Annotated in this window: 18 protein-coding genes and 1 pseudogene; 3 read left to right on the forward strand and 16 right to left on the reverse strand. The window is 35.9% G+C overall.

The genetic code is table 11. The annotated features are described in order from the left end of the window. Positions 1-81: 81 nt before the first annotated feature. The 5 genes from V7124_RS05805 to V7124_RS05825 all read right to left on the reverse strand — a co-directional run bounded on the left by V7124_RS05805 (position 82) and on the right by V7124_RS05825 (position 3,651). Positions 82-765, reverse strand: coding sequence for a c-type cytochrome (locus V7124_RS05805; RefSeq protein WP_335487010.1), 684 nt, complete (start codon positions 763-765; stop codon positions 82-84). Positions 766-775: 10 nt separating this feature from the next. Then, positions 776-1,225 (reverse strand): PCYCGC motif-containing (lipo)protein, encoded by a 450-nt coding sequence (locus V7124_RS05810; RefSeq protein WP_335487013.1) that lies wholly within the window; start codon positions 1,223-1,225, stop codon positions 776-778. A gap of 186 nt (positions 1,226-1,411) precedes the next feature. Then, positions 1,412-1,972: an elongation factor P gene (gene efp / locus V7124_RS05815; RefSeq protein WP_335420293.1), complete on the reverse strand. Its 561-nt coding sequence runs from the start codon at positions 1,970-1,972 to the stop codon at positions 1,412-1,414. A 20-nt stretch (positions 1,973-1,992) separates the two neighbouring features. Beyond that, positions 1,993-3,054 (reverse strand): aminopeptidase P family protein, encoded by a 1,062-nt coding sequence (locus V7124_RS05820; protein WP_335487016.1) that lies wholly within the window; start codon positions 3,052-3,054, stop codon positions 1,993-1,995. A 99-nt stretch (positions 3,055-3,153) separates the two neighbouring features. Next, positions 3,154-3,651: a YqhR family membrane protein gene (locus tag V7124_RS05825; protein ID WP_335420286.1), complete on the reverse strand. Its 498-nt coding sequence runs from the start codon at positions 3,649-3,651 to the stop codon at positions 3,154-3,156. 354 nt (positions 3,652-4,005) lie between these two features. Here V7124_RS05825 and V7124_RS05830 point away from each other — a divergent pair, with 354 nt between their 5' ends. After that, the gene (locus V7124_RS05830) at positions 4,006-4,398 is read left to right on the forward strand and encodes an SA1362 family protein (protein ID WP_335420283.1); all 393 of its coding nucleotides are present in this window, start codon (positions 4,006-4,008) and stop codon (positions 4,396-4,398) included. A gap of 46 nt (positions 4,399-4,444) precedes the next feature. Here V7124_RS05830 and V7124_RS05835 read toward each other — a convergent pair whose 3' ends face one another. Both V7124_RS05835 and splB read right to left on the reverse strand, forming a co-directional pair. Continuing rightward, positions 4,445-5,329, reverse strand: coding sequence for a patatin-like phospholipase family protein (locus tag V7124_RS05835; RefSeq protein ID WP_335420280.1), 885 nt, complete (start codon positions 5,327-5,329; stop codon positions 4,445-4,447). A gap of 84 nt (positions 5,330-5,413) precedes the next feature. Then, positions 5,414-6,439, reverse strand: coding sequence for a spore photoproduct lyase (gene splB, locus V7124_RS05840; RefSeq protein ID WP_335420277.1), 1,026 nt, complete (start codon positions 6,437-6,439; stop codon positions 5,414-5,416). Positions 6,440-6,635: 196 nt separating this feature from the next. Here splB and V7124_RS05845 point away from each other — a divergent pair, with 196 nt between their 5' ends. Then, positions 6,636-8,420 (forward strand): urease accessory protein UreH domain-containing protein, encoded by a 1,785-nt coding sequence (locus tag V7124_RS05845; protein WP_335487018.1) that lies wholly within the window; start codon positions 6,636-6,638, stop codon positions 8,418-8,420. A 57-nt stretch (positions 8,421-8,477) separates the two neighbouring features. On the opposite strand, the gene V7124_RS05850 is transcribed toward V7124_RS05845, so the two are convergent. The 6 genes from V7124_RS05850 to V7124_RS05875 all read right to left on the reverse strand — a co-directional run bounded on the left by V7124_RS05850 (position 8,478) and on the right by V7124_RS05875 (position 14,834). Then, complete coding sequence (locus tag V7124_RS05850; RefSeq protein ID WP_335487021.1) at positions 8,478-8,894, reverse strand: DUF6220 domain-containing protein; 417 nt, start codon at positions 8,892-8,894, stop codon at positions 8,478-8,480. 160 nt (positions 8,895-9,054) lie between these two features. Continuing rightward, on the reverse strand, positions 9,055-10,422 hold the full coding sequence (locus V7124_RS05855) for a sensor histidine kinase (protein WP_335487024.1): 1,368 nt from the start codon (positions 10,420-10,422) through the stop codon (positions 9,055-9,057). Beyond that, positions 10,423-11,109 carry a response regulator transcription factor gene (locus V7124_RS05860; protein ID WP_335487027.1) on the reverse strand — a complete coding sequence of 229 codons (687 nt, stop codon included), beginning with the start codon at positions 11,107-11,109 and terminating at the stop codon, positions 10,423-10,425. It abuts the gene before it with no gap. A gap of 129 nt (positions 11,110-11,238) precedes the next feature. Next, the gene (locus V7124_RS05865) at positions 11,239-13,653 is read right to left on the reverse strand and encodes a heavy metal translocating P-type ATPase (RefSeq protein ID WP_335487030.1); all 2,415 of its coding nucleotides are present in this window, start codon (positions 13,651-13,653) and stop codon (positions 11,239-11,241) included. Between the two features lie 79 nt (positions 13,654-13,732). Beyond that, positions 13,733-13,939, reverse strand: a complete 207-nt coding sequence (copZ, locus tag V7124_RS05870) for a copper chaperone CopZ (RefSeq protein ID WP_335487033.1) — start codon at positions 13,937-13,939, stop codon at positions 13,733-13,735. Positions 13,940-14,099: 160 nt separating this feature from the next. Then, positions 14,100-14,834, reverse strand: a complete 735-nt coding sequence (locus V7124_RS05875; protein ID WP_335487036.1) for an urease accessory protein UreH domain-containing protein — start codon at positions 14,832-14,834, stop codon at positions 14,100-14,102. A gap of 207 nt (positions 14,835-15,041) precedes the next feature. Here V7124_RS05875 and V7124_RS05880 point away from each other — a divergent pair, with 207 nt between their 5' ends. After that, the gene (locus tag V7124_RS05880) at positions 15,042-16,226 is read left to right on the forward strand and encodes a chromate transporter (RefSeq protein WP_335487039.1); all 1,185 of its coding nucleotides are present in this window, start codon (positions 15,042-15,044) and stop codon (positions 16,224-16,226) included. A 260-nt stretch (positions 16,227-16,486) separates the two neighbouring features. Here V7124_RS05880 and V7124_RS05885 read toward each other — a convergent pair whose 3' ends face one another. The 3 genes and pseudogenes from V7124_RS05885 to V7124_RS05895 form a co-directional block, all read right to left on the reverse strand. After that, entirely contained in the window at positions 16,487-17,332 is an 846-nt protein-coding gene (locus V7124_RS05885; RefSeq protein ID WP_335487043.1) for an HNH endonuclease, read from the reverse strand. Positions 17,333-17,768: 436 nt separating this feature from the next. Continuing rightward, positions 17,769-18,392 (reverse strand): annotated as a pseudogene (locus V7124_RS05890) (vitamin B12-dependent ribonucleotide reductase); the annotation flags it as partial. Positions 18,393-18,464: 72 nt separating this feature from the next. Continuing rightward, positions 18,465-18,611 carry a hypothetical protein gene (locus V7124_RS05895; protein ID WP_335487046.1) on the reverse strand — a complete coding sequence of 49 codons (147 nt, stop codon included), beginning with the start codon at positions 18,609-18,611 and terminating at the stop codon, positions 18,465-18,467. Positions 18,612-18,687 lie beyond the last annotated feature (76 nt).

The following is an 18,687-nucleotide window of genomic DNA, read 5'->3' on the forward strand; positions in this document are numbered from 1 at the left end:
AAGCGTAGCGCCTGTAGCGTAAATCAACAGCCCAGTTTAACACTGCCAAAGTAAAAGAACCTTGAAACCAAATTAATGGTTTCAAGGTTCAAGATAGTCATTTTGAATTTCTTCTTTTGGTTTAAGCGTACGAATATAACTAACAATATCCGTTATATCCTCTTCTTTAAGCTGTCTTACTCCGTCAAGGCCTTTTAGTGTTGCAGCCATCCTTGTATCCTCACGTCCGTAAGCAGTAGTAATCCAAATTTGCTTATCCGTGGTATATTTCAAGTATTGTGGGTTTGATAGAGCAGTCCCCATTTTCAATTTACCTGCACCAGCTTCACCATGACAGTTAAGGCAATAAACATTATAGAGTTTCTCACCGTTAACAACATCACCAGAAATTGTCTTCGGAACTTCGAACTCGATTTCCTTAGACTGCCAATTTCTTACAAAGGCAACAACATTCTTTATATCCTCATCATCCAGTCTTGGATCGTAACTCGGCATTGCAGTTCCTTCTCTGCCAAATTTAACACTATTGAAAATATCTTTATCACTTACAGTATTCAAATAGTTTTGATTATTGATGGCTGTTCCAGCATTTTTACCTTCACCCATACCGTTTTCACCATGGCAAATTAAACATTGCTTGTTATAAATCTTTTCTCCCGCAGCTATTGATTTTTTATTCTCATTGCTGAAGATATCACTATTTATGATACAAATAATAATCCCAATTATGATAATAATGTAAAGGCCATATAAAAGTTTTTTCATTGGCAATCCCTTACTTCGGCTCTGGAGTTGGAGTTGGCTCTCCAAAATCTTGATATTTTGTAGTAATTAGATCATATATTTTCTTAGGACTTTTACCGCTAAGATTCATTTCTACCGCCTCCCGGGCGATATCTATACAAACGTCTCAGGCTATACCCATTGAATCCCAAGCGGTTACGGCTTTATCTTCTCCAAATTGATCTATAAAACAATCTAAATTGCTCTTGTGTCCATCTGAAGCAAAACATCCGCAATAACAAGGAACACCTGCAACAACCTCTGGATAGTTTGATACCATCGCATAGGTATCTTGAACTAATTCTGACGAACCAAGAATATAATCTGGAAATGGCTCATGTTTTTTATCTAACGTTTCATTTATATCTTTGGAACTGCCGCATGCTGCTAATAATAGAGCAATTGCTCCACAAAGAAACAATAGAGATCCTATTTTTTTCATATTCTGTGTCACCCCTTTTATTTATATGATGTAATTCTATTTTAGTTTAGCAAATACTTATCCTTAAAATAGAAACTAATTATTACTATTTAGTGAAGTTTTCACGTTAAGTGAAGTACTAAACAATCATCATAAATAAAAAACCTAAGACCAATAGATAATGGCCTTAGGTTTTTGAACTACTAATTATGCACGTGATACATAGGAAGCTTCTGTAGTGTTAATAATCAATTTGTCGCCTTGATTAATGAAGAACGGAACTTGAACATTTAGTCCTGTTTCAAGTGTTGCAGACTTCGTACCGCCTGAAGAGGTATCTCCTTTTATTCCCGGCTCAGTTTCAGCAACTTCTAATATAACAGTGTTAGGAAGTTCAACACCAAGAGTTTCATAATTAAACATCATGATGTGTACTTCCATGTTTTCTTTTAAAAACTTTAATTCATATTCAATGTTGTTGGCAGGCAGTTCAACCTGCTCGTATGATTCCATATCCATGAAGATATGCTGATCACCGCTAGCATATAGATATTGCATTTTACGATTATCAATTTGAGCTTTTTCTACTTTTTCACCCGCACGGAATGTTTTTTCTTGAATCGCACCATTACGAAGGTTACGAAGCTTAGATCGAACAAACGCTGCGCCTTTACCTGGTTTTACATGCTGAAAATCAAGAACGCGCCATAGGCCGTTATCAACTTCGATCGTTAGACCGGTTTTAAAATCATTAACAGAAATACTCATGTTTTATCCTCCTATATCAATTACAAAATAATAAGTTCTTTTGTTGAATGAGTCAAAGCTTCGTTAAGGTCCTTCGTAATGAGCGTATCATCCTCAATCCGAACTCCTCCAAGGCCTGGGATGTAAATTCCAGGTTCAACAGTAACAATCATACCTGGTTCTAAAACAATATCTGATCGGAAAGAAAGTGTTGGACCTTCGTGAACCTCTAGACCAATACCGTGACCGGTTGAATGTCCAAAATATTCACCATATCCTTTTTCAGTTATGTAATCCCGGGTTAATGCATCTGCTTCTTTCCCAGTCATTCCAGGTTTAATTCCTGCCATTCCCCTCAATTGTGCTTCAAGAACAATCTCATAAATTTCTTTCAATTTATGATCAGGTTCTCCCACTGCTACCGTTCTAGTGATATCAGAAATATATCCGTTGTAATAGGCACCATAGTCCAATGTTACAAAATCACCAGTCTCAATGATTTTATCACTTGCAACTCCGTGTGGAAGTGCAGAACGATGCCCTGAAGCAACAATAATATCAAAAGAAGAAGAAGTTGCTCCTGCCTTTCTCATAAAGAACTCTAATTCATTGGATACTTCAAGCTCCGTTTTTCCCGGAGTGATAAAGTCCAATATATGCTTAAACGCAGCGTCAGCAATATCGGCTGCTACCTTTAATATCTTAATCTCTGGTTCCGTCTTAATCAAGCGTAACTTTTCAATTACACCTGATACTGGAACAAGTTCTGCTTCAAGTTCTTTTTCATATGCTTTATAGGTAGAAAAAGTTAAATGGTCTTCTTCAAAACCTAGCTTTTGAATACCAAGTATTTTTGCTTGTTTAGCTACTTCTTCAACAAGCGTTCCTGCCATTTTTACAACTTCATACCCTTCACACTGGGTTGAAGCCTGTTCTACATATCTAAAATCGGTAATAAATTGCGCTTTGTCTCCACTAATGAGAACCGCTCCAGAAGAACCAGTAAAATTTGTCATATAACGACGGTTAAATTGGCTTGTAATTAAAAAACCATCAATACCATATGTAGAAAAACTCGATCTTAATTTATCTATCTTACTCATCTTCTCCACTCCCTATATGTGATTCTGTAGCAACATCCTTTATGAAATAATATCAGAATTTATTTTATCACAACTACGTACTTAAAGACTAATAAAGCTTTAAGAAGCCGTCTCATTAACTTCCATTTGATTGATTTCATATTCATAATTAATGGAATAACCAATGAATAATCCATAAACCAAATATAAACAAACGGTTGTAATAAAAGTATTACGACTTAAATCTAATAATGGCTTCATACTTATAAAGATTGGATTTAACACAACGTATACTAGCAGGAATAGGACTATCCCATATCCTAAGCCTAACCAAATTCCATTGAATTTTTTTAGTGCGATGGAATAGACAAAAGCAGCACCAACGGAAAGAATTCCAAGTAATAGGAGCGAGATAACAGTTCCAAGCCATTCACTTTTCCATTTACCCAAAGCCCAGGGTTCAAGAATGACATTTGGTTGAATTTCAGTGAAGTTAAAGTAGGATGCAAAAAAACCTAGGGTCCCCCAAAAAAGGCCACCAAATAAACCCGTCCAGAATACATGGGCAGTAAAAGACATGGGTTTTGGGTAATTTGATTTCTTTGGTTCATTAGCCATAACTATAACCTCCTATAAATGTAATAATTTTTGCATTTTAAATTGTAATCCAACAGAATTCTTCTATATTATGCCCTTTCCTTTCAGTTCACTTGCATAGATTAAATATTTTAATTGGAAAAATTATGTTATAGTAGAGGGTTTTTCTTGTTTGAAGTAGAATAAAATTAAGTAGAAACAAAAAATTTTCTAATATGTCTTTTGAAATACCTCTACGTACCCATTTTTTTCATTAATTGCCCTTAAATAATGGGAAGAATGCTTAAATAACAGCTATGGCTGGAGAAATATGCAAAAACATTAATACTTAGGTGTTTAAAAAATTCGGAAAATGCTTAAGATGCTCTTAGGGAGGTGGCGTTCTTGAAAAATCGGATTTCCGTACCTTTGGTTGGTAGTGTTGTTGTTCTAGGTATAATTGGCCTAATTGGAGCATTTACTAATGATCCTATTGGTTTTCTTAAAAGTATTATAGTCTTTGCATTAGTCGGCGTAGCCATATACTTTGTTTTCCGTCTAATTGTAAGAGCAAATCCTCAGAAGAAAGAGCAGCAAGCGTTTATTAAAGCAGCTAAGAAATCAAAAAAGCGATTGCAATCTAAAACTGGAGAACCTCAGACTAAAAGTGCTTCCTTTGGCACGCTCGCATCTTTAAAGAAAAGCAAGATGATAAAAAAGAAATCTCCTGTTCACTTAACAGTCATCGATGGAAAAAAAGGCAAAAAGAAAAATCGAGCGTCCTTATAAACGCTCGTTTTTTTTATGGAGGATTCATATTCTCATAAAGGAGCCTCTAATAACACCAAGACTTAAAAAATTTTTTAGCGGCATTTCTTCCTAACTCGAATAACTCTTGTTTCTTTTCATCAGTCAAATGGAACTCCATTGATAAGGCACCCTCGTTAGGTACAAATATAATATTTTTTTCATGTTTTCTAGAAATATAACGTGAATCATGAGCATCCTTCATGGTTTCAAATAATGCACCAAACAATTGAATGGCATTTTTGATTTGATGTTTTTCATGCTCGTATTCATTACCGCTTAACTTAATCCCAATTACAGGTCTTATTTTTTGCAGATTATCCCGGTCGAAGAGCCACATCGGGAAATTGCTCAAAACCCCGCCATCCACTATAACATTGATCCCATCCATTGACTTCAATTTCACTGGTTCAAAAAAATATGGAATACTACAGCTCATCCTTACTGCCTTCGCGATGGAAAATGATCCAGGAGAAACACCATATTTCACCAAGTCATCTGGAAGAACCATTAATCTTCCGTTTGAAAGGTCTGATGCAATAATTCTTAGGTTTTGCGGTGGTAAATCTGAAAAGGTTCTTACACCTTTTGCAGCTAACTTTTCTTCAATCCATTTCTCTAACTCATTCCCTTTATATAATCCTAACTTCCAATAAACAAACAGCCATTTAGCAAAGGGAAAAGGAATGACCATTTTCCTAGCATCAAGGAATTTTGTTAAATCAAGTTCATCAAAAAGGTTTTCAATCTCTTCACTTCCATAACCAGCCGCGATAAACGCAGCAACAATCGACCCAGCACTCGTCCCAGCCACTCGTTCAAATTGAAAACCTCTATTTTCAATTTCTTGGATGGCCCCAACAAGGGCAAAGCCTTTAATTCCTCCTCCAGAAAAAACACCGTCTATTTTCATGGCCGTCACTCCTAAAGGTAACTCATTGTTACATTTTTAAGCGGCAACTAACAGAAATAGTACGGTGTACAAGAAAGAAATTTTTTACGTGAAATATTCTACAACTGCATTTGGAAAATATTCCTTTATATAATTACGTATGGTGGCCTCTAATTCATTTGCTTCTTCTGTTGGATATACATATTTTCCAATTCCATAGCGGCCCCATTTATATTTTCGCTTTTCCTCATCCATTTCTAGCTTCGTTTTTGGATACCGTTTGGCAATTACATTTTTTGCTGGTTTAGTAAAACGGTGTTGAATAAGTTCAAAGGTTAAATCCGGTATTTCTATCCCCGCAAGCTCATTACTTAACCGCTCGAATAGTTCACGATAGCCCGCTTTCCAATCTTCATGCAAATAAATGGGAGCCACAATAAACCCTAATGGATAATTTGCCTTTGCGACCTTTCTCGCAGCAGATAGACGGTCTTCAAAGGAAGATGTCCCTGGCTCAAAGTTTTTTATTACATACCGCGAATTAACACTAAAACGAAACCTTGTTCTGCCATTATGGTTGGCGTCAAGGAGATGATCTACATGATGGAATTTGGTCACAAACCGGAGTCTGCCATAATCAGATTGTCCAATAAACTCAATTGTCTTCTTTAAAGAGTGCGTTAAATGATCCAGGCCAACGATGTCCGAGGTACACGCTGCCTCAAATCTTGTTTCTTCAGGCTTACGCTCATCCATGTACTTTTGAGCCTGCTCAAAAATTTCATCTAGATTTACATAGGTGCGAATATAAGGCTTGCTCCCAAGAGTGGTTTGTAAATAACAATAGTGGCAATGCCCCATACAGCCTGTTGCCAAAGGAATAGCATACTCAGCCGAAGGCTTAGATGTATCAAATTTCAAAGTCTTCCTAATACCTACCACTAGGGTTGATTTTGCATTACGGTATTTCTGATTTTCATTATCCCCTGGCAAATCGCGAATTTGGTTATGGGAAGTAGTTTCCCGGATTTCAAGATTCAATTTTTCAAATTTCTCTTTCAGTTCTCTTCCGAGCGGATATTCTAGCGCTCTCGGTTCAAAATACACTAATTGCGGCATAAATGGTTCCAAATTGTTTTCCTCTTTTCAATCTTTTTTTATAGTATGAGCAATTATTTTATAAACATGGTTCATAATTTGTTTATATTTTGTCTACAAATTGTTCACTATAGCACTCTCTTTCTTCATATCATCAACATATAAATTCTCTATACTTTACCTATTCATTAGTTAATATTGATTAACAAGTAAAGGCAGGGAAACTCTTATGAGCATAAAAAGAGATAGCATAAAGGTATATGAGATGACTTGTACATCCTGTGAAATGCGGGTTGAACGAACTGTAAAAAAATTGGATGGAGTAGTAAATGTAAAAGCAAGTTTCAGTGGTCAATTTGCAGATATTGAATATGATGATAAACTATGCGATTTAAATAAAATAAAAAATGCTATACAAAGCGTAGGGTATAGTACCGAAAAACCTAAAGACTTTAAGTTTATAGGCATTATGATTGCGGTAGCAGCTGTTGTATTACTTGGGATCAACACAGGGAACTACAATATGGAAGACCAGTTAAATAATGCCTCCTATGCCGTATTATTTGTTGTAGGGGTCATTACTTCAATTCATTGTGTTGGCATGTGCGGCGGAATCATGCTTTCACAAAGTATCGGTAAAGAAAGCAAAAATAAATTTGAAGCGATAAAGCCGGCACTTTTATATAATGCTGGAAGGGTAGTCGCCTATACGATTCTTGGAGGCGTTATTGGGGCAATTGGATCTGTTTTTGCTCTATCTCTTAATGCTAAAGCAGGTTTACAGCTATTTGCGGGTATTTTCATGATTATGATGGGCTTTAATATGTCAGGCTTTAAGACTTTTAGGAAATTTCAAATTAAATTACCTAATTTTGCCTGTAAAGCCATGAGCAAACCGCGCGCACCGTTTTTCGTCGGACTTCTCAACGGATTAATGCCATGTGGTCCATTACAAACGATGCAAATTTTTGCTTTAGGAACAGGCAGTGCCGCTGCTGGTGCTTTATCGATGTTTATGTTTTCAATCGGAACCGTTCCATTAATGCTGACTTTTGGAGCAGTATCCGGTTTATTAAGTAAAGGCTATACAAAGAAAATTCTTAAATTTAGCGGTGTTTTAATTATTATGCTTGGCCTTATTATGAGTAATAGAGGTCTTGCCCTTGCTGGTATGAATATAAGCCCAATGGCGATTATGGCAAACATAGGAGCCTTTGGTGATGTTAGCAGCAGTTCATCTGATGCAGTTAAAGCAACCATTCAAGATGGAGTTCAAGTATTAAATATGACAGCAAATGTTTACGGCTATACTCCAAAAACACTTTATGTACAAAAAGGTATGCCAGTTAAGTGGGTAATCGAAGGTGAGGAGATCACGGGCTGTAACAATTCAATTGTACTTCCAGATATGAATATCCAGCAAAAGCTTCAAAGCGGGAATAACTTAATTGAATTCACACCAGGAGATGAAGATTTAAACTTTAGTTGTTGGATGGGAATGAAACGAGGCGTTATAAAAGTTGTAGATGATCTTGAGTCTATATCTGCATCTAATAGTGATGGTGCTGGTCTTGATACTGCTGTTACTGCAGAACCTGAAGCACCTGCTCAGCCTAGTATCTATGGAGATGATTTTACAAAGATAGCGACAGACCGCTTAATTAAAAAAGCCGAAGTCGTTGCCGACGAGCAGACAATTTCTATTAAAGGAATTGGTTATGAATTTGAACCATTAATCATGGTAGTAAATAAAGGGTTAAATACTAAGATGGCGTTAGACTTAAGTTCCTTTGATACTACTAATGGGTATTTCATGATATTGAATTCAAGTACAAAGCAAATCGTCACCGATTTCACCGGAACAAAGGGAATAAATAATATTGAATTCACCATTACTAACAGTGGATCTTATGGTATCTTTTTAAATGAGCAAGAGCTGCTTGGAATCATTGAAGTTGTGGATAATCTAAATACAGTGGACCTTGAAGAGGTTAGAGCGAAGTATATTCAATAAAAATGCTTTACCCCCCAATTAATGAAAATTGGGGGGAATTTTATTTTTTATTATCTTTTAAGTTAGCTGCTTCGTCTCATAATTTACTTTCTTACCTTTTACCACAACCTGATAAGAACCCCAAGCAACAAACAATGATATCGTAAATAAGACAAGTGCAAATGCAGAATGAATCGCACCAAGCCAACCGAAATTAGTGTAATATTGGAAATTGATAAAAAAGAATAACACAAAGCTCACTGCATTATATAATTTAGGGATCCCACCAACAATCCCCAAAATAAACATTAAGGATGGAATAAACTCAATTACATTCATAACCGTTCTATGTGTTTGCCAAAGTCCACCATCAACAAAAATAGCTAAGCCTGCTAAAGAAACTTGAGTGACGATTCCTAGTAAAAGTATCCATGCTAACAGGAAAAATAAGATTCGAGGGTATTTTTGTATCTTAGTCTTAGTTCTTTCACTCATTCTCATAAAAACTTCCCTTCTTTTCTACTATCAAAACCTTAGACAAGTAGACCTACCTAACAAGCACCAATGTAAAATAACTTCCACATTAGAATAGTGAATTTTTATGAAGACAGTATGAAGAAAAAGAAAGTGTCATTTTTTAGTCACAGAATTCGTGTTATTTTGTTGAAGTAAAATAGATTTTCACGGTAGTTCCGGTTCCTTCTTTACTATCAACCTTAATCATCGCATTATGCAGGTCAAGGATATTCTTAACAATTGTCAGACCGATACCATTTCCTTCAATTTGATTCCTGCTCTTATCTCCTCGATATAGCCTTTCAAAAATAAAAGGTAAATCTTCCTGATTAATACCAATACCGTTATCTACAAACTCCACTATGATGTCTTTATTTTCTTTATACAGATTAATAAAGATCTCGCCATTACTATCAGAAAATTTCAGAGAATTGGATAATAAGTTAATTAGTACTTGTTTTATTTTATCTTTATCTCCAATAATTCGGTATTTTTCATTAGGTTGGATAGTATACTCTATGTTAATATTCTTATTTTCCGCTGCCCTAAAGAAATCTCTGCTTATTTCAGTAATTAATTCATCCAGGAAGATTGTTTCATATTTAAGCTTGATACTTTCTGATTCAAACTCCTTTAAGAGATTTAGGTCATTTATTAATTTGCCGAAACGAATGACTTCCTCATTTAAATAATTTAATCCTTCTTTTGTTACCGGAAAAACTCCATCTATCATAGCTTCAAGATTATTTTGTAGAACATTTAAGGGCGTCCTAGTCTCATGGGTAATATCTGATACTAACCTCTTCCTAAGTGTATCCTGATAATTTAATTTTTCAGCAAGGATATTAATACTCATTCTCAAATCCTCTAATTCTTCTATATTGCTTTTTATATTTGATTTTGCATTAAAATTCCCTTGTGATAAGCTAACTGACATTTTCGCAACTTCCCGAATCGGGTTAGAAAATTGTTTTGAAAAAAATAGACTAAAACTACCTATGATGATGAGTGTTAGAAGTCCGCTTAAAACAATACTCTTATTTATCGAGTCTTTAAAGGTTAAATCCTCTTCTGATAACAAAACAGATGAATATTGTCCAATATCGACAAACCCAACAATATTACCATCAACTTTTATTTCAAACGTTTTAGTAGTGTAAACACCATCTTGAATAGACATTTCACCAATATGAATTTGGCTTAATAAATCCTCTGGATCCATTCCCCAAACAGACTCTTTATTACTATCCATAAGAGTCAAACAATAATTTCCCATATAGGCCTCATGCATGAGTTCAATGCCCGTTGCTTTGGTCCATTTCCCTTCTCGCTTGTAGGCTTCTTCAAAATAGGAAACAATTCTTTCGTACCGCTTATTTTGAATATCAATCATGTATTCGTTAAATTTATTTGAAACTGTCATATTAACAAATACCGTAACTAGAAAAATGGCTGCCATTGCGCATAAAATAAATAAAATGCTTAATCTTCTGTTGATAGATTGCATTTACTTTTCACCACCAAATTTATAGCCCGCTTTCATAACTGTTACTACATATTTAGGATTCTTGGTGTCACTTTCTATTTTTTTTCGAATGTTTTTTATGTGGACATCGATTGTTCGATCATAACCGCTAAAATCTGCACCAAAGATTTTATCTATTAACTGTTCCCTTGATAAAACATTTCCTTTAGCGGTTACAAGTCCACATAAAATATCAAACTCATTTGGTGTAAATGGTATTTCTTGTTTCTTAACTTTTACAGCTCTTTTATCACAATCAATCTGTAAATATCCATCATCAAAAATAACCCTTGATGAGGGAAATTTAGCGCCTAACCTTCTAAACAAAGCATTTACTCTTGCAGTTAGTTCTCTTGGGCTGAATGGCTTAACCAAGTACTCATCAGCACCAATATTTAAACCCTCAATTTTATCATTTAAAGATCCTTTAGCCGTAAGCATAAAAATATGGACGTCAGAGGATTGGCGAATAATTTTGCAGACCTCTTCACCACTAATATCCGGTAGCATCAGATCGAGAATAATTAATTTAAAATCCCCCGTTTTAAAAATGTCTAACCCTTTTAATCCTGTTGCAGCACTTTGAACTTTATATCCTTCCTTTTCCAGGTATCCTTTAATAACGGTGGATACACTTGCCTCATCTTCAACAAGTAAGATATGATTCATATATTTCACCTAGCTCATAGTTTATGGAGTATCGTTGTAGTTTTAGTATACTAGTTGGGAATAGTGTAAAATGTGAAAAAGGCTGACAATTATGTGTCAGCCTTTTGGTATTTCTAAGAAGTTTCATATTTATAGTTTTACTTTTTGTAATCGTAAAGCATTAAGCACAACGGAAACGGAACTGAAGGCCATTGCTGCGCCAGCCAGCCATGGTGCCAAGAATCCAAGTGCAGCTACTGGTATCCCGAATGAATTATAGGCAAGTGCCCAGAACAGATTTTGCTTAATGTTCGTTATCGTCTTCTTACTCATAAAGATTGCATCTGCAATACTGTTCAAATCCCCGCGAATAAGAGTTATGTCAGCAGCTTCCATTGCCACATCGGTTCCAGTACCAATTGCCATTCCAATGTCTGCGACCGCTAGTGCTGGGGCATCATTAATTCCATCACCAACCATTGCTACTTTCTTCGCTTGTGCTTGCAACTTCTTAATTTCGTCTGCTTTACCTTCTGGCAGAACTTCCGCTATTACCTGATCAATACCTGCTTGCTTTGCAATCGCTAAGGCAGTCTGATGATTATCACCAGTAATCATAATCACATCAAGTCCCATTTCCTTGAGACGGTTAATTGCAGCCTTTGATGTTTCTTTGATGGTGTCAGCAACAGCAACAGTACCAGCATATTGACCGTTAATAGCCGTAAGCATTGCCGTTTTTCCTACCTTTTCTAATTCATCCATTTGAGCAAGAGCACCAGCAACCTGTACATTGTATTTGTTCATTAATTTTCTTGTTCCAACTAATAGATCTTTACCATCCACGATTGCTTTAATACCGAAGCCAGGAATAGCTTCAAATTCAGTAACATTTTTTAAAGGAATCCCTTTCTCATTTATTCCTTGAACAATGGCTTGTGCAAGTGGATGTTCCGATTGCTTTTCAGCTGAAGCCACTAAGGATAAAAATTCATTCTCATCAATAGCTTCCTCTGTGAAAATATCAGTTAATACAGGTGTTCCATTCGTTACTGTCCCGGTTTTATCCAATACAACAGTGGTAATTCGGTGGGTCATTTCTAAGTGTTCGCCACCTTTAAACAGAATACCATATTCTGCCGCCCTGCCTGAACCAGCCATGATAGATGTAGGAGTTGCCAGCCCTAACGCACATGGACAAGCAATAACAAGGACTGCAATCATTTTCTCTAAAGCTTCAGCAAAATCTCCAGGTGCCACCCACATATACCAGATGATAAAAGTGATAACAGCAATACCCACAACGATTGGAACAAATATTCCAGATATTTTATCGGCTAGGCGTTGGATAGGAGCCTTCGAACCTTGTGCTTCTTCGACCACCTTAATGATTTGCGCTAGAGCTGTGTCCCTTCCAACCTTTTTTGCCTCAACCTTTAGGAAACCATTCTTGTTAAGTGTTGCACCGATCACTTCATCACCAATACTTTTATCAACAGGGACGCTCTCCCCTGTTAACATAGACTCATCAATAGCGGAGTTTCCTTCGATAATTTTTCCATCCACAGGTATTTTTTCACCTGGTTTGATATAGAGGATATCACCAACGATAACCTCTTCAAGCGGAATTTCTTGTTCTTGCCCATTTCTTTCAACCGTTGCAGTCTTAGCTTGAAGCCCCATTAATTTCTTAATAGCCTCTGAGGAACGTCCTTTTGCTTTTGCTTCAAAAAGCTTACCTAAGATGATTAATGTAATTAGGACCGCACTAGTTTCATAATAAAGTTCAACGGAGTGTGTATCCATTGAAAGCGACATAATCGATAAATATAAACTGTAAAAAAAGGCTGCAGATGTACCAAGGGCCACAAGAACATCCATATTAGCACTTTTATTTTTTAGTGCTTTATAGGCGCCAATATAGAACTGTCCGCCAATAATAAACTGAACAGGAGTAGCCAAAACTAGCTGAAACCATGGATTCATAAATATCTCAGGTACCCATATGAAGGAGGTAAATGAAAAGTGTCCAACCATTGCCCATAATAAAGGAAGTGAAAGAATGGCAGAAAATATAAACTTTTTCGTTTGTTTTTTAATTTCTTTTTGACGATGGTCGCTTGTTTCTTTTGCATCTTCTTTTACATGGGCACCATAACCAAGGTTTTCTACTTTTTTTATAATATCGTTAGTAGTTAGGGCAGAACCATTATACTCAATTGTTGCTTTTTCTAGAGCCAAGTTAACATTGGCCTTAACAACACCATCTAATTTATTTAAGCCCTTTTCTATTCTTGTCGAACAGGCAGCGCATGTCATTCCAGTGATATCAAACTCTGCCTTTTCTGTAACCACTTCATAACCGAGATCTCTTATCTTTTTCTCAATATCCTCGATCTTTAATTTTTCTGGGTCGTATTTAATTGCAGACTTTTCTAAAGCTAAATTTACGGTTGCAGTTGTTACACCTTCTAATTTATTTAATCCCTTTTCAATCCTAGTCGCACAAGCAGCACAGGTCATTCCAGAGATCTGTAAATTGGTTTCTTTTAAACTTTGAGCCATAAAAGCCACCCCTTATACCCAGTTAGGGTATATTTTTTTGTAAAAAGAACGTGCTAAACATTAGCACGTGTTTTAATTTTTACTTTACATCGTATCCTTGATCATCAATCGTTTCTTTAATTTTATCCAATGTTACCTCTTGATTGTTAAATTCAACATCCACTGTATTGGCTTTTAAGTTTACTTTCACTGCGCTAACTCCACTAAGCTCTCCTACACTGCCTTCAACTGCTTTTACACAATGATCGCAAGACATACCTTGAACGTTTAATGTTACTTTTTCCATTTATATACACCCTTTCTTAATTAAACTTTGTTAACCTCGTAATAGAGGTAATGTTCTTATTTACATTTAACCATACCCCCCTACCCTATGTAAAGCGTTTTGTAAAAGTTTATTTTATTATTTTCTTACTTTCACAATTTGTTCATACTTGCTTTTTTCCTTATAGTGACCAATAGGTGAGTGTGTCCATTATTCCGAGTAATAACAGAATGATTCCCGATATTCTTTGGATTATGCCTCCGAATTTTCTTCCCTTTTTCATTAATACACCACCACCGCCTAAGTACCAAATAATAAAAATAAACAGGATTAGCGGTAAAGCAGTTCCAAATGCAAAAATGGAAGGCAGGATAAAACCATATGAGTTAGACAATACAACTGGCATAAGGGTTACAAAAAACAGAATAAACATGGTCGGGCAGAAAGCAAGTGAAAAGCTAAAACCTAACATAAATGAACCAAACGGTGTTTCTTGTTTGTACTTTTTAGAACCTCTAAATAAATGAATGGTTCCTTTGATTTTTATTAATCCTAGCATATATAGCCCAACGATTATTAATAATGGGCCCATTATTTTACGAATCCAAGGAAAATAAGTTATTAGGTTATCTTGAATTTCTCTTCCTAAAATCCAGACAAGCCCTCCTAGTAACGAAAAGGCTACGATTTTACCTAAGGTGAAGAAGATAACATCCCTCCAAACGACTTTTTCTTGAAAGGATCGGTTACCGTAAAGCGTTAATGCACTGATATTCCCAGTCAGCTGACAGGGTGCCAGCGCACCTACAATGCCTAATATCAATGCAAAAAGAACTGGCCACGATTCTAAGTTATTGGCGATAATAAAAAACGGTTTACTAACAAACGAACTAAATTGGCTCATTAAATTGTACATATGACCACCTGTTTTCTAGTTGATACTAATTACTACTATATCAATAGTACTCAGATTATATGAAGATGGTATGAAGAGATTTCGACAATTTCGCAACAACTGATTTTACTTGAATGTTAATAAATCTTTACAAACAATAAATATAAAACTTTTACGAAAACATTTACAATGAAATTAACTACAACTAGGTTGCAAAAAGGAGAATCTATGAAACAAAAAAAGCATTCTTTACTATTCGAAATCCTCATCGTTTCTACTAAGCTCGGTCTTACATCCTTTGGTGGTCCTATCGCTCATTTAGGGTATTTTCATGAAGAATATGTCCGAAAGAGAAAATGGCTCGATGAACAGGCATATGCTAACTTAGTGGCACTATGCCAATTTCTTCCTGGTCCTGCCAGCAGCCAGGTTGGGATTGGGATTGGTGTTTTGCGTGGTGGCTTATTAGGAGGGATATTTGCATTTCTTGGCTTTACGATTCCTTCAGTTATTGTACTTATCCTTTTTGCTCTTTTACTCCAAGGGATGGATATTGGAGATGCAGGCTGGATTCATGGGTTGAAAATTGTTGCTGTAGCAATTGTTGCTCATGCCATATTGGGGATGGCTCAAAAGTTAACGCCGGATCTTCCACGTAAATCAATAGCTTTGTTTGCTTTATTAGGTACACTTCTTTGGCAAACTGCCTATATACAGGTTATTGTAATTGTACTAGCTGGAGTGGTTGGCTTTGTTATCTACAAGGACCAGAAAGACTCTCTTCAATCCGCAATGCATTTTCCGCTTTCCCGGAGATTTGCATTCGTATGTCTAGGTCTATTTTTTGGTTTGCTCATTGCTCTTCCTATTTTAAGAGATATCACTACCTCCAATTGGGTGGCTATGTTTGATAGTTTCTACCGTTCTGGGTCTTTAGTTTTTGGTGGCGGTCATGTCGTTTTACCATTATTAGAACGTGAATTTGTTCCAAATGGCTTGCTAGCTAAGGAAGCCTTCCTTGCTGGATATGGAGCAACACAGGCTGTACCTGGCCCACTGTTTACATTTGCTGCATATATAGGCGCAGTGGTTAATGGCTGGTCAGGTGGGATACTAGCTACGATTGCGATTTTTCTGCCTGCTTTCTTACTCGTCTTAGGTACATTACCTTTTTGGGACAGTTTAAGCCGTAATCCAAAAATAAAAGGGGCATTAATGGGTGTTAACGCAGCTGTTGTAGGGATATTAATTGCTGCCTTTTATGATCCGATTTGGACCAGCTCCATTTTGGCTCCAATTGATTTTGCCCTTGCTGCGATATTGTTTTGTATGCTTGCTTATTGGAAGTTGCCTCCTTGGGTCATTGTGATTACTGGAACCATTGGTGGTTATCTGATAAGTCTGTTGGGATAATAGTTATTAAAACGAGGGTTCCCCTATTAGGACATAAATAACGAACGATGTGGAACGCTTGGTAAGAAATGCGTTCGTCTTAGGTAATTTGTCCATAAGATTCTTTATTGAAAGGATGAATATATTCAAACGTTTACTAAACAGTGTTCTTGATACTAACAGCACCAATTATAGCATTAATCTGTTGGTGGTATTGGTGGTACAGTAGACAATCAAAATATAATATACGGGTAGGGTAATAGGTACATGATACCTATAAATCATTGATTAATATTTCCTCTGGGTCTAACTAAACGAGGTGCAATTTCATAAAGATCCTGATTTGTTTCTCCATTATAAATTCTATAAAGATTTGTCTTTGATACTCCTGTTGTTTCAATTATTTCCTTCATATTTAAATCAGTATTAAGTAATAAGTAAATAGCTTTTTTTACCTTTTTCCTAGATGTTTCCGCATTTTTAGCTAGACTCATAGCTCTAGGCCTAACCTCTCTAGGTGGTTTAGAATATAATTGTTTCCATCTTTCTCCCCTGTATATGGAACGAACTCTATGATATGATAATCCCGATTTCACAGATATATCCTTTATAGATTCATCAGTGTTTAGTAACAAATCGACAACCTTTTTTGCGACTTCCAACTGTTTAACTCCTGGCCTGTTCAATGCATTCTCAAAAATAATCTTCTCCATAGCAAATTTTAAAGGATGTTGTTCTCCAGCATGTTCTTTTCTATGACATAATTCACATAAAGAAATGAGATTTTCTAATTTATTTGCTTCTAAATAATCATTAAAAAATACAAATGGTACTTTATGATGAACTGATAATTCCTGCCCATATTCTTTTTCAGTTGTTCTGCAAGATGGATTTTGACATGTATAGCTATCACGTTTTCTTGCCCTTTTCCTTTGCTGTATCCAATTTGGTCCGTAGTATTTTTTACTACCTGTCTTTAGATGCTTTGAAATTGAGGAATGACTGAATGTTTGGCTCAGACTTTTACATGCTTTTGAACAATAGTACTTTGTTTTAGAATGACATGCCATAACCCAAATTGGCTTATCACAAACTTTACAAAGACGATAAAATCCTTTTGTTTTCACCATACTATTCCTAACATTCTCACAATAATCACTACAGGAATATAATCTCTTTGAATACCTTAAGGGTGAGGGAAACTCACGTTGGCAAATAACGCATTCACATAATTCAAACCTATTATACTGGGGATAACTTCTAATATTAAACATTGAGTTATTTTCCTTATTAATTACCCATTAATACCCCTCCACTTATAATTTTAGAAACAAATTTATATTTTATGAAATATTCATGACTTCCATATATCCATATCAGTTGTTTTCTAAAAGAATTAAATTTATGAATTGGAACTTTTGCCTAATATTATTATAAAACAGAAACGTATGTTCTGTAAAGTATTTCAATCTTACACTTAGTCTTAAAATTATCTGTGAGAACCAAAATAGGGAATCAGCTTTAAGCCGACTCCCTAAAAGTAATCTTTATAAATATATTTTATTATAAACCGCATTTTAATTGAGCGTTACAGTTTGTGCAAGTATTACATCCGCCAATTTCTTCGACTGTCCCTTTACGACAAACTGGGCATGTGTCGCCTACTTCTGAACCAATCGTAACAGAAGTTGACCGTAAATCATTAATCGTATCGATTAATACAACATGTGGTTTATTAGTTGTATGGGTATGAGTATGTTTTTGATCATATGTGTCATCAACATGATTATCTTCTGCTTTTAGTGTTAGAACTTGAGTATCTCGTGAACCGTCTACATAGACCGTACCACCCTTTGCTCCACCTTTGTAAAGGCGCTCATATACCTTTTCTACTTGTTCTACACTATAACCTTTTGGTGCGTTAACGGTCTTACTGATGGAACTGTCAATCCAACGTTGGATGACACATTGTGTATCTGCATGGGCTTCCGGTTTTAATTCCATAGCCGTTACAAACCAATGCGGAAGATTTTCCGGTTCTGCCTCTGGATTTGCATTTAAATACTCTTGAACAATATCTGCTTTTACTTCAATAAACTTACCTAAACGCCCACTTCTGAAGTATGAGAAGGAGAAGTAAGGCTCGAGTCCTGTTGAAACCCCCACCATTGTACCAGTAGATCCTGTCTCTTTTATTCATATAAAGACGCTACTCTTTATACCGCTTATAAGCTGCTTGTGCTTTCACACAAGGATAGACTATATCAAACACTCAAAGAGTGCCCTCCTATTTCCCACGCCAATCGCTTGCGAGGTACGAGCTGCCGCTCTAGTCGTTGAAGCTTTTATCTTACTACTAAATAAGATAACTTGCCTGCTGATTGCCCATTGTATTATCTGTTTCATTTTCAAACCATCACGCTTATTGTCACCAATTACGTTGTGGTTGAAACAGCTTTAGGGTGTCCCAGCAATTAAAGAG

The organism is Neobacillus niacini (genome assembly GCF_036961885.1).
GTDB classification, from domain to species: domain Bacteria; phylum Bacillota; class Bacilli; order Bacillales; family Cytobacillaceae; genus Neobacillus; species Neobacillus niacini_H.

Excerpts from the sequence above, each read along its gene's own strand:
- V7124_RS05805 (WP_335487010.1), bottom strand. The coding sequence starts at position 765 with ATGAAAAAACTTTTATATGGCCTTTACATTATTATCATAATTGGGATT.
- efp (WP_335420293.1), bottom strand. The coding sequence starts at position 1,972 with ATGAGTATTTCTGTTAATGATTTTAAAACCGGTCTAACGATCGAAGTT.
- V7124_RS05820 (WP_335487016.1), bottom strand. The coding sequence starts at position 3,054 with ATGAGTAAGATAGATAAATTAAGATCGAGTTTTTCTACATATGGTATT.
- V7124_RS05825 (WP_335420286.1), bottom strand. The coding sequence starts at position 3,651 with ATGGCTAATGAACCAAAGAAATCAAATTACCCAAAACCCATGTCTTTT.
- V7124_RS05835 (WP_335420280.1), bottom strand. The coding sequence starts at position 5,329 with ATGAAAATAGACGGTGTTTTTTCTGGAGGAGGAATTAAAGGCTTTGCC.
- V7124_RS05845 (WP_335487018.1), top strand. The coding sequence starts at position 6,636 with ATGAGCATAAAAAGAGATAGCATAAAGGTATATGAGATGACTTGTACA.
- V7124_RS05850 (WP_335487021.1), bottom strand. The coding sequence starts at position 8,894 with ATGAGTGAAAGAACTAAGACTAAGATACAAAAATACCCTCGAATCTTA.
- V7124_RS05855 (WP_335487024.1), bottom strand. The coding sequence starts at position 10,422 with ATGCAATCTATCAACAGAAGATTAAGCATTTTATTTATTTTATGCGCA.
- V7124_RS05860 (WP_335487027.1), bottom strand. The coding sequence starts at position 11,109 with ATGAATCATATCTTACTTGTTGAAGATGAGGCAAGTGTATCCACCGTT.
- V7124_RS05865 (WP_335487030.1), bottom strand. The coding sequence starts at position 13,653 with ATGGCTCAAAGTTTAAAAGAAACCAATTTACAGATCTCTGGAATGACC.
- copZ (WP_335487033.1), bottom strand. The coding sequence starts at position 13,939 with ATGGAAAAAGTAACATTAAACGTTCAAGGTATGTCTTGCGATCATTGT.
- V7124_RS05875 (WP_335487036.1), bottom strand. The coding sequence starts at position 14,834 with ATGTACAATTTAATGAGCCAATTTAGTTCGTTTGTTAGTAAACCGTTT.
- V7124_RS05880 (WP_335487039.1), top strand. The coding sequence starts at position 15,042 with ATGAAACAAAAAAAGCATTCTTTACTATTCGAAATCCTCATCGTTTCT.
- V7124_RS05895 (WP_335487046.1), bottom strand. The coding sequence starts at position 18,611 with ATGAAACAGATAATACAATGGGCAATCAGCAGGCAAGTTATCTTATTT.